17 protein-coding genes and 1 tRNA gene are annotated in these 9,445 nt (G+C 62.4%); 10 read left to right on the top strand and 8 right to left on the bottom strand.

What is annotated here, in order from left to right:
• Positions 1 to 429 (top strand): hypothetical protein (locus QJT78_RS45340; protein ID WP_348652428.1); only part of this gene is annotated, 429 nt, incomplete at its 5' end.
• A gap of 467 nt (positions 430 to 896) precedes the next feature.
• Here the strand turns inward: QJT78_RS45340 and QJT78_RS45335 are convergent.
• From QJT78_RS45335 to QJT78_RS45325, 3 genes are all read right to left on the bottom strand, one after another.
• The gene (locus tag QJT78_RS45335; RefSeq protein WP_014495468.1) at positions 897 to 1,073 is read right to left on the bottom strand and encodes a hypothetical protein; all 177 of its coding nucleotides are present in this window, start codon (positions 1,071 to 1,073) and stop codon (positions 897 to 899) included.
• Between the two features lie 92 nt (positions 1,074 to 1,165).
• Positions 1,166 to 1,468, bottom strand: a complete 303-nt coding sequence (locus tag QJT78_RS45330) for a hypothetical protein (protein WP_028150997.1) — start codon at positions 1,466 to 1,468, stop codon at positions 1,166 to 1,168.
• A 163-nt stretch (positions 1,469 to 1,631) separates the two neighbouring features.
• Positions 1,632 to 2,126 carry a hypothetical protein gene (locus QJT78_RS45325; protein ID WP_038945364.1) on the bottom strand — a complete coding sequence of 165 codons (495 nt, stop codon included), beginning with the start codon at positions 2,124 to 2,126 and terminating at the stop codon, positions 1,632 to 1,634.
• Between the two features lie 351 nt (positions 2,127 to 2,477).
• Between QJT78_RS45325 and QJT78_RS45320 the strand changes: the two genes are divergently transcribed.
• Positions 2,478 to 2,774 carry an HU family DNA-binding protein gene (locus tag QJT78_RS45320; protein WP_007591377.1) on the top strand — a complete coding sequence of 99 codons (297 nt, stop codon included), beginning with the start codon at positions 2,478 to 2,480 and terminating at the stop codon, positions 2,772 to 2,774.
• 128 nt (positions 2,775 to 2,902) lie between these two features.
• A complete protein-coding gene (locus tag QJT78_RS45315; protein WP_071914188.1) occupies positions 2,903 to 3,079 on the top strand; it encodes a DUF2934 domain-containing protein in 177 nt (58 codons plus the stop codon).
• Between the two features lie 296 nt (positions 3,080 to 3,375).
• On the opposite strand, the gene QJT78_RS45310 is transcribed toward QJT78_RS45315, so the two are convergent.
• Together QJT78_RS45310 and QJT78_RS45305 are read right to left on the bottom strand one after the other, a co-directional pair.
• On the bottom strand, positions 3,376 to 3,603 hold the full coding sequence (locus tag QJT78_RS45310) for a hypothetical protein (RefSeq protein WP_028150995.1): 228 nt from the start codon (positions 3,601 to 3,603) through the stop codon (positions 3,376 to 3,378).
• Between the two features lie 325 nt (positions 3,604 to 3,928).
• Positions 3,929 to 4,261 carry a hypothetical protein gene (locus QJT78_RS45305; RefSeq protein ID WP_038945365.1) on the bottom strand — a complete coding sequence of 111 codons (333 nt, stop codon included), beginning with the start codon at positions 4,259 to 4,261 and terminating at the stop codon, positions 3,929 to 3,931.
• 112 nt (positions 4,262 to 4,373) lie between these two features.
• Between QJT78_RS45305 and QJT78_RS45300 the strand changes: the two genes are divergently transcribed.
• Positions 4,374 to 4,502, top strand: coding sequence for a hypothetical protein (locus QJT78_RS45300; protein WP_264653539.1), 129 nt, complete (start codon positions 4,374 to 4,376; stop codon positions 4,500 to 4,502).
• A 354-nt stretch (positions 4,503 to 4,856) separates the two neighbouring features.
• The gene (locus tag QJT78_RS45295; protein ID WP_028150994.1) at positions 4,857 to 5,054 is read left to right on the top strand and encodes a hypothetical protein; all 198 of its coding nucleotides are present in this window, start codon (positions 4,857 to 4,859) and stop codon (positions 5,052 to 5,054) included.
• Here the strand turns inward: QJT78_RS45295 and QJT78_RS45290 are convergent.
• Positions 5,051 to 5,176, bottom strand: coding sequence for a hypothetical protein (locus QJT78_RS45290; protein WP_085965803.1), 126 nt, complete (start codon positions 5,174 to 5,176; stop codon positions 5,051 to 5,053). The genes QJT78_RS45295 and QJT78_RS45290 overlap by 4 nt on opposite strands.
• A gap of 78 nt (positions 5,177 to 5,254) precedes the next feature.
• Positions 5,255 to 5,521, bottom strand: coding sequence for a hypothetical protein (locus QJT78_RS45285; protein ID WP_193375997.1), 267 nt, complete (start codon positions 5,519 to 5,521; stop codon positions 5,255 to 5,257).
• A gap of 238 nt (positions 5,522 to 5,759) precedes the next feature.
• Between QJT78_RS45285 and QJT78_RS45280 the strand changes: the two genes are divergently transcribed.
• Complete coding sequence (locus QJT78_RS45280) at positions 5,760 to 6,029, top strand: hypothetical protein (RefSeq protein WP_038945366.1); 270 nt, start codon at positions 5,760 to 5,762, stop codon at positions 6,027 to 6,029.
• Between the two features lie 69 nt (positions 6,030 to 6,098).
• On the opposite strand, the gene QJT78_RS45275 is transcribed toward QJT78_RS45280, so the two are convergent.
• Positions 6,099 to 6,263: a hypothetical protein gene (locus QJT78_RS45275; protein WP_014495457.1), complete on the bottom strand. Its 165-nt coding sequence runs from the start codon at positions 6,261 to 6,263 to the stop codon at positions 6,099 to 6,101.
• Positions 6,264 to 6,547: 284 nt separating this feature from the next.
• Between QJT78_RS45275 and QJT78_RS45270 the strand changes: the two genes are divergently transcribed.
• From QJT78_RS45270 to QJT78_RS45255, 4 genes are all read left to right on the top strand, one after another.
• Positions 6,548 to 7,309, top strand: coding sequence for an NAD-dependent protein deacetylase (locus tag QJT78_RS45270; protein ID WP_038945367.1), 762 nt, complete (start codon positions 6,548 to 6,550; stop codon positions 7,307 to 7,309).
• A 199-nt stretch (positions 7,310 to 7,508) separates the two neighbouring features.
• A complete protein-coding gene (locus QJT78_RS45265; RefSeq protein WP_028150990.1) occupies positions 7,509 to 8,141 on the top strand; it encodes a cold-shock protein in 633 nt (210 codons plus the stop codon).
• A gap of 123 nt (positions 8,142 to 8,264) precedes the next feature.
• A complete protein-coding gene (locus QJT78_RS45260; protein ID WP_028150989.1) occupies positions 8,265 to 8,747 on the top strand; it encodes a DUF192 domain-containing protein in 483 nt (160 codons plus the stop codon).
• Positions 8,748 to 8,839: 92 nt separating this feature from the next.
• Positions 8,840 to 8,916 (top strand) — tRNA-Pro (locus tag QJT78_RS45255).
• Positions 8,917 to 9,445 lie beyond the last annotated feature (529 nt).

Raw genomic sequence — 9,445 nt, 5'->3', positions numbered from 1 at the left:
ACGCCCTCCCGACGCAACGACAAAACCGTAAAGCCCCGCGTTCAGCATAACCCGGCAGGAATCCACTTAAATCCAGCGGGGCGCTGTCCAAACAACCGGGGCCAGCTCTTATTTCCTCATTCCTGTTTTCGCCGGGCTGCTGGGGTTTTGATGCTCTCCGTGAAGGCAAACCTCATCATCGCATTGGCCATCGGGGCGCTCATCTCGTCGGTGCTCCTCGCCATCGAGCCGCTGACCGACTTCGCTTTTCTTTCGCTGGAGTGGCCCGGCATCAGCGCAGCGTATTTGTTCTGGGGAGCGGTCGGAGGCTCCAGCTTCGCAGGGATTGCCATTTCCTGGCTCGTGAATGCACTCACCTACGCTCTCGGTGCTTTCGCCGTTCTCAGCGTTATCAGCGCTCTCAGGCTGCTGGCCGGGCCGAAGACTTGAGACGCGCGGCGACCGCCTGGAGCTCCATGAAGGCTGATCCGGACAAAGGCGCAGCGGATATCCACGCCATGATGAGGGCGGCATGAAGCGCTGGCTTCAAAGGCTCGGAAAGATTGCGAGGGTTGCGGCGATTTGCGGGACCGTCGCGTGGCTGGTGCTTTTGACGAGCTCGCCTCAAGAGCCTGATGCCGCGCATCCTGAACGCTACGCGCACCGGCACGATGTCCGGTACGTGAGCCAGGAGACGGGATCGACTCTACGAATTCTGCTCGGCTCGACGTTTGCTCTGGTCCTGGTGGCGTTTGGATGTCACTTCGCGACCAGGGACATGCGAGATGGGACGTAGCCGCAGCGCGTTCGTCGTTGTTGGACCATGCTTCGCATCGCCGGGAGCGCTGCGTCCGGGGCAGGGGCGCACATGAAAAGCCGCCCCTGACACGAGCCAGGGGCGGTTCTCAAAAGTCGGTCTAGTGACCGGTGCCGGGCTTCGTCGTCTTCGGTGGCTTGCCGTCTTCGACGCGGCCTTCGTTCCTGAGGTCGCGACCCTCCTGAGCCTTCTTCTGGCTCTCGGGCGACTTGCCGTGCTCGTACAGCTCTTCCTTGACGTAGCCGGCGGCTTCCTTGGCTTTACCTTCAACGCTCATTGCCATCTCCTCATCTGGAGATGGGTCAATGTGCGGGAGAGCCGACCGTTCCTATCCGCCGGTCATGGTGAGGATGCGCTTGCCGTCGGCAACTACGCAGCGATCCGCCGTTCGACAGGCGCCGTCAGATATTTGAGCATCTGTGCGTGCTCGAGGTCGGGAACCGCAATCGCCGTGTGGCTGTAGATCGCGTGGGTCCGCGAGTTGGCGATTCTGTCCAGGATCTCTTTGCCCTTGATGACGTGGAGGCCCATGCCTTCCTGCGAGGGGAAGATCGCCAGCACCACGTCGTAGGCCGCGATGACGGCCTTGAGCGCTTCAGCCTTGTCCTCGGCGATGTCAACAAACACGCGAACATCAGCCGCGAGTTCACGCAGCTCGTCAAAATTCAGCACTGTGGGTTTACTCCAACGCAACGATACTGGCGGGGAGAGTGGATGGGTTAGGTTACCGAAGTCTCAACAAGGCGTGCAGGGCCGCAGGTTTCACGATGAGGTGACGCGTTGGCTGGGGATAACCGGGTTGCGGTGACGGTCCGCTCATTTCGGCGCAGCGCGCCTAGCGCTTGGCTTCGTCGTTGCGAAGCCTGTTATCCCAGGCCTCGTCCACGAGCTTCAAGGCGCTGCCGTCGTAGCTCAGCCTGAGCCCACGGCCGACGATCCACGTCCATCCCTCGCGGGCGTCCCTGGTCGGTTGAGCGTTGAACTGGTCGGAGATCGATTTGACGGCCGCGTCCTGCGGCCCCGGATTGTTCAACGCGGCATGGACGCGCCGGATGGGGTGGCTGGCGTCGACGTCGTCATTATAGACCGTGACTTTGGCGCCGTTGATTTCGCATTCGAGGATGTACGAACCTCGACCCTGACGGCATCGGTAGTGACGTTGCGTGACGAGCTTGTTGGTCTCCTCGAATGTCATCCCGGGCGAAAAGCCGAAGATGTCGGACTTCTTGACCTGTGCCAGAGACGCAGGCTTCAAAAACTTCGGCTGGATGGCGACCAGGGCGGCGACCGCAACGACGATCAGGCCGGCGATAACAATGGCAATCTTCATCAGCCCCTCACGAGAAACATCCGACCATATAACAGCCGGCGCGCTCCACCAGGCCACGAAAAGCGAAAGCCCCGCCTGGGGGAAGCGGGGCTCTCTGATGGGGGTGAAGCTTGGGGACTTCAATTAGTTAGACGCGCCAGCGGCGGAATGGTTCAAAGCCAACGCCGCAGCATGCTGCGACACTTTCGCGGGAAAGGCTGGAACCCCAGCCGAAGCCATGCTTGTGTTTTGGGCCTCAATGGGTTCTAAGCCCCGTGACTTCATGACCTCCGGCGTGAATCGGCATCACACTTGCGTGGTTCAGCCGCGTCCTGAGCAGGCTCTGCTCACCCGCACAAAAGGAATTCAGACATGGCGAAGATGACGAAAACTCAATTGATTGATGCAATTGCCGAGGGCACGCAGCTGTCGAAGAACGACGTGAAGTCGGTCATCGAGTACATGGCGACGGTCGGCTACAAGGAGCTCAACGAGTCCGGCGAGTTCGTCATTCCCGGCTTCGTCAAGATGTCGGTCGTGAACAAGCCGGCGACCGAAGCCCGCATGGGCGTCAACCCCTTCACCAAGGAGCCGATGCAGTTCGCGGCGAAGCCGGCGAGCAAATCGGTGAAGGCCTCGCCGCTGAAGGTGGCCAAGGACTCCGTCTAAGGGGCCCGCGACGTCGTCGCGGCGGCTCCCTCTCTCGGAGCGCCGCAACGACCGCCGGCTGGTGTGTCAGACACGGACAAGGAACTCTCGGGCATCGTCACGCTTTGCTTCCCAAAGGGAGACGTCACATGGCCAGTCTGAGCGAGGAACAGATCCGGGACCGCGCCTATCATCTCTGGCGGGAAGCCGGCGAGCCCGCGGGGAGGATGGACACCTTCTGGTATGAGGCCGAAAAGTTGCTTCTCGCCGAGCGGGCGGCGCAAAGCGAAGTCCCGCCTGGGCTGAACGACAATTTGCCGGTCTGACGGTCAACAACGGCCGCACGAAAATTTGCCGCGCGCCGGAACGTTGTCCGGCGTTCGGCGGTTGAGATGACGGCGACGGAATCTTGCGCGAAGCTGACAGTCGTCAAAGCAGCCACCCGGTGTAACGCCCGTGTGGCTGCTTTGTTGTTCGCTGCCTTGTTGTTCGAACGCGCCGCAAAGAAAAACCCCGGCGTTGGGGACCGGGGCTTCTCAAAGCTGGACGGCCGCGTCGCACAGCCGCCAGCACCACTGAATTCAAGCCTGACAATGCGGGGCGGGGACATTCGTTCCGGCCGCTACTCAGGCGGCACCGACACATCGATGATCGCCGGCGGATCGATCTGGCGCTCGCGCCAGACGATGAATTCGCATTTGGGATTGAGCCACTGATATTCGGAGCCGCGCGCCTTGAGGTGCGCAAGCGCCGCATCGTGCGCTGTGGTCTCGTCGGGGGCCTCGACCATGATCTCCACGGTCTCCTCGATCTGACGAACCACCTCGACGGCGTAAAATTTCCTGGTCACGGTCCCTCGCTCCGGAATGGCTAACGGGGAGGGCGGCGGCGCGTTCCCAAAAGAAAAACCCCGCGCTTGCGCACGGGGCTCTCTTGGCCGGCGGCGTTGGGATTTCAGCGCCTGACCGCCAGCGCCTCGAACTTAAGGTTGAAAATCCAAAAAGCAACCCGCCATGGCGACGGACCATGTTCGTCAGGCGGCGCTGCCCGTGGCCGGGCGCGGAAATCCCCAGCTTTCAGGGGGCCGCGCAGCGCGAGCAAGGCTTGAGGCGATGTGCGTGGAAATCGCGCGCGAGGGGCTGGACTTTTTGTTCTCATTTTGTTCTAGTTGGTCATCACGTTGGAGGTGACTCATGACCGTCGAGAAACAGCGCGAAGTGATCAGGCTCTGGAATCAGCTGAGGAAAGTCGAGGGGCCGGCCGCCGAAGAGCTCCGCATCCAGATCCTCGAATGTTTTTCCGAGAAGGCCAACGCCAAGCGAGCGGCGTGAGGCGCGCCGGCGGGCCACGACGGCGATCCAGTAAGTGCGCTCCCGTCCGCCGTTGAAAATCTTGCCGATGAAGCCGTGACGGCGCGCGCCTTCATCGATCGTTAGGAGTCGCGCCGCGCTGATTTGCTCGACTCCGATTCGTTCTTTGCGAACGAAATGGAGTCGGATGCAGAACAAGGCGTGCCTTCTGTGTCGATGCGGGACAGGCCTTGTCGCCGCGCGTGCGCGTGATGCTTCGCACGGTCCCGCGCTCGTCTTCTCGCTACGGAATGAGGCGAGGGAGAGCGACATGGATGCGTGCTGGTTTCTCGCCGAGATCGTCAAAGTGTTCTGGTCCGACAGGCACAAGCGGCTGCGCCAAGGCAGGCCCTCGGTGCCGCAGGTGCCGCCGCCACTGAAGTCCGAAGATACGGCGTGATCGGGCTTTCGCTGCGATCGCGCGTTCGCTTTCGCGACGATCCGCACCACTTGTTAAGAGTTGCTCCGCGCCGATTTCTTCGATTCCGATTCGTTCTCCGAGAACGAAATGCAGGCGAAGCTGGAACAAAGCCGTACCCGTTCAGGAGTTCTGGTGCGGAGGCGGTTTGAAGCGGCGCGCCGGGATCTCAAGGGCAGATGTCTCAAGCCTTGCGCAAACTCCTAACGAAAATTTGCGGGAAAGCCGATAACCCTATTCGGTTAGGTTAAAACCCCAATCGCGTTGCGCTCGCGGCTGCTTGGGATAGGTGTCTTGGCAAGGACAAGAAACGACTTTGCCAAGAAGCAAGTTTGCATGACACCTTTTTCAGAACCATCCTTTTATCAGGGCGACCGCCAGACCTACCGGCGCGTCGCCGTCGTCGGCTCGCTGTTCTGCCTCGCCTTCGTGGTGATCAGCTTCTCGCTGCGGCCGCAGTTCGAGGACACGCGCGTCGCGGTCAAGGCCGACCGGCTGGTCCGCACGGCAGGCCAGGCGCCCCACACCAATTAGCGCTCGTCACCATAGGTGCGGTCGTCGGCGGAATGGCCCGGGCACGCGGTGCCGCGGCGCGCAAGCGCGACGAAGCCGGCATAGCCGGACAGGTTGAGCAGAACTTCAAGCCACGCGGGCATGTCGGGTCCCTTCTTGCGTGAAGAGGACTCAACGTGCGCGGGAAATCTTTGTTCCACGCTCGCCAGAAACAAACCCGCTTACAGTGGAGAGGAGGGGTCCAGCCGCCGGCCGAGGGTCGCCACGGACGCGCTCGAGGGCTGCTCCTTGAGGAACTCGACGATGGCCCGCGCCAGCTCGCCGTCGCTCATCGGCGTCGGCGGCGGGCGCAGCGCGCCGACACCGAAGTTGCGGACGATCTCGTCGTAATGCTGGTCGCGCGATTTGGGAACGAGCCTGCGGATGCGCCCCAGCAAAGCGGAAAGCGGCAATGTGTCCTCCTCGGAACCCGTCCCGTTGGCAGCCATTGATGTCTGCTGCCTTCCGTGAAACCAAAAACCCCGCCAGCATCGCGGAGATGCTGACGGGGCATCGTGCTGTTGCCTCAACCGGATAGCGGAGGCTTCCGCACTCGCAGATGCAATTCGCCCGAACCGGCTTTCGTTCCGCTCGTGCCGATATTTTTCTGCCGCCCGGGTTCCACTCCTGCGCGCAACCATCGCGGGCCGGCGACGTTGTCCCCACGAGACGCGAAGGAGGAGAGTCATGAAGAAGACACTGGCAGTTCTGGCCACCGTTGCGGCCGTCGGCGTGACCGCGGTCGCGGCGCCTGCGCCTGCAGAGGCGCGTGGTCGCGGCATTGGCCCGGGCCTCGCATTCGGCCTCGCCGCCGGCGCGATCACCGCGGGCGCGATCGCCGCGTCGCATCCGTACGGCTATTATGGCGGGCCCGCCTATTACAGCCCCGGCCCGTATGCCTATTACGGCGATGGGCCGTACTACCCCCGGCGCCACTACTACTACCGCCACTGGTAACGGCTGACCAAGTGAAAAGCCCGGAGCGATGCTCCGGGCTTTTTTCATGCGTGGCGATCGGAGGTGCCTTTATGGCCAGAGCGAGGGCCGCTCCACCTTGCGCGCATTGTCGAGCGTCGACACGAAATACTCTTCGCGCTCGCGCTGGAATTTTTCCTGGGTGGCACGGAAGGCGGCGACACGGGCGGCGATCTCTTCGCGTTCGCGGATTTTGCGTTGTTCGTCTTCGGTCATGTCAAATCCCCTCTACACGTCAGTATCTGTGCACTCCAATATGTGTGCACGGCCGAACTCACGCACTGCCGCCGCAATCACGTTGAGTCGCGTTAACACATGCATTGGCGCTTCTGATTGGGGCGTCAATGGGGAGGAGGCATTGCAGGATTGTGATAAGCGAAGGTCGGAAAAAATTGCCGACCGCGCTTGCGCGATTCTCACGCGGCAGTGGATAACAGCGTCAACGATCTTGTCGCTTGCGCATGGTGCGGCCAGCGCAAGGCCAACACTGGAGGCCGCGAGTGATTGCATCGGATCTTCGCAGCGGCGTCGAACGACTCGGCGACATGATCGCCGAGTCGAGGACCATCGTGCCGTTCACCGGCGCGGGCATCTCCACCGAATGCGGCATCCCCGATTTCCGCTCACCGGGCGGAATTTGGACGCGCAACCGTCCGATCCCGTTCGACGAATTCGTCGCCAGCCAGGAAGCTCGCGACGAATCCTGGCGCCGCCGCTTTGCGATGGAATCTGTCTTTGCCGCGGCCAGGCCCGGCCGCGGTCATCGCGCGCTCGCCTCGCTCTACCGCGCCGGCAAGGTTCCCGCCGTCATCACCCAGAACATCGACAATCTGCACCAGGCTTCGGGCTTTGCCGCCGAGCACGTCATCGAGCTTCACGGCAATACCACCTATGCGCGCTGCATCGGATGCGGGCAAGCCTATCCGCTCGACGGGGTGAAGCGCCGCTTCGACGAAGATGGCGGCGCACCCAACTGCACCGCGTGCGATGAGCCGGTGAAGACCGCGACGATCTCGTTCGGCCAGATGATGCCCGACGACGAAATGCAGCGCGCGACCGCGCTGTCGCAAGCCTGCGACCTCTTCATCGCGATCGGCTCCTCGCTCGTGGTGTGGCCAGCGGCGGGTTTTCCGATGATGGCGAAGAACGCCGATGCACGTCTGGTGATCATCAATCGCGAGCCGACCGATCAGGACGACATCGCCGACCTCGTTATCCGCCACGACATCGGCGAGACCCTCGGGCCCTTTGTCGCAAATTGAGGCAGCAGTTTGATTCGCGGCTGTGCAAGCTGTTCATAGGTTCCGGCGAATCTCTTTTTTATCTATGCCTCGCAACCGGGAGTGTTATCTTTTGAGTCGGAAGATTCGCGTCGCGTCGAATTGAGAACATTCTCTTAAGACGCGTGATTCGACGCCGCCGCTGAGGCGGGTTGCAATGGGCAGTGTGGGGTCCGGGGTTATGGGGTCGTCGGACGGATTTGAGTCCAAGAAGATCGGAGTCCCCGCTGTGGGCGAGCACGGCGGCGGTCGCGATAACGCGCTAAGCCCGTTCAGCGGACTTGGTGAAGGCAGTGCCAACCTCGTCGAGGTTCACGGCGTCATCAAATGGTTCGACGCTTCAAAGGGCTACGGCTTCATCGTTCCCGACAATGGCTGGCCGGACGTGCTGCTGCACGTCACCGTGCTCAGACGCGACGGCTTCCAGACCGCCTATGAGGGCGCCCGCATCGTCGTCGAGTGCATCCAGCGGGCGAAGGGCTACCAAGCCTTCCGGGTGGTCTCGATGGACGAGTCGACCGCGATCCATCCGGCGCAGATGCTGCCGCCGCGGACCCACGTCACGGTCACCGCGACCAGCGGACTGGAGCGGGCCCAGGTCAAATGGTTCAACCGCCTGCGCGGCTTCGGCTTCCTGACTTGCGGCGAGGGCACGCCCGACATCTTCGTGCACATGGAGACGCTGCGTCGCTTCGGCATGACCGAGCTGAGGCCCGGCCAATACGTCCTGGTCCGTTTCGGGCCCGGCTCCAAGGGCATGATGGCGGCCGAGATCCATCCCGAGACGGGATCGCCGGGATTGCAGTCGCACTAGCGGCGATCACCAACTCCCGCAATCGTGACAAGAGGCGCGCAGGCCGTCCGGCGCGCCTCTGGCTTTTGTCACGATCGCCGCGTAAGGACTGGTCCAGTCCCACGCCCCCTCGAGTACCGTCCCATGAATTTTGACCGAAAGGCCGTCTGGTCCATTGCAAGGGGCTGGCTGGCCGCCATCCTCGTCGTCGGCTGTGCCGTCGCGGGCGCGCCCGTGCGCGCCGCCAGCTTCCAGCCGCTCGAGATCGTCACCAAGAACGGCGTGCAGGTGTTCTCGGTGGAAATGGCGACGACCGAGGAGGAGAAGCAGACCGGTCTGATGTACCGCAAGGAACTGGCCGACGGCAAAGGCATGCTGTTCGACTTCAAACCCGAGCAGGAAGTGTCGATGTGGATGAAGAACACCTACGTCTCGCTCGACATGATCTTCATCCGCGCCGACGGCCGCATCCTGCGCATCGCCGAGAACACCGAACCGCTGTCGACCAAGATCATCTCGTCCCAGGGACCCGCGCGGGCCGTGCTGGAGGTGGTGGCGGGAACGGCGCAGAAATACGGCATCCGTCCCGGCGACCGCGTCGGCCACCCGCTGTTCGGCACCAAGTAGGGCGACCCGGCGGGGTTATTGCCGCCTTGCTGGCGGCTTGAAAGCTTGATGGCGCTTTGGGAAGCGTGTATCGACGGGGCTCGCCGGACATTCGGGGTATAGCGCAGCCTGGTAGCGCGGCAGTTTTGGGTACTGCAGGTCGTTGGTTCGAATCCAGCTGCCCCGACCAGTCTTTTCAAGCACTTACGGCAGAAAAGAGCGGTCCGACCTTCCCAGAAATTCGCCTTGGGAAGAGCATGGGAAGTCTGTCGTAGGGCGCGGCTGTCCGCCGCAGCCCGATAATTGGCCGCCATCTCCAGCAAGCCGACGCGCTCCAAGGGCAGGGCGCTTTCACCCGCCAGATCCAGGCAGATGCGCTCCATGCGCGAGAGCTCGTCGATGTCGTGCTGGTGTTGCCCCATGGGCGCCGATCAGACTCCGGCCGAGGCGCACGCGTCAAGGTGCAAGTCAATTAAGACGCCGGCGGAGCTTCCTTATTATCTCGCGTAGGTTGTCCGCATATTCCTCGATGATGCGTCGAGCCTCCTCCACGCGCGAGGGCCGAGGCTCTGGCGCCTTGCTATGCGGGCCTGGCTCGTCTGATGAACTCACCCCGTGGGTCGGTCAAAATCCCCCGGGTATGGTCACTTGAAACTCCCCCACCTGATGATCGCCGTCAGCGCCGCTGAACAGCAGTAGCCGGTCAGGCAGGACGTTTA

This window comes from Bradyrhizobium sp. Mp27, from assembly GCF_029953005.1.
GTDB classification, from domain to species: domain Bacteria; phylum Pseudomonadota; class Alphaproteobacteria; order Rhizobiales; family Xanthobacteraceae; genus Bradyrhizobium; species Bradyrhizobium barranii.
Note: the sequence above shows the minus strand (reverse complement) of the source record. Positions and strands in the feature narration are given on the sequence as shown.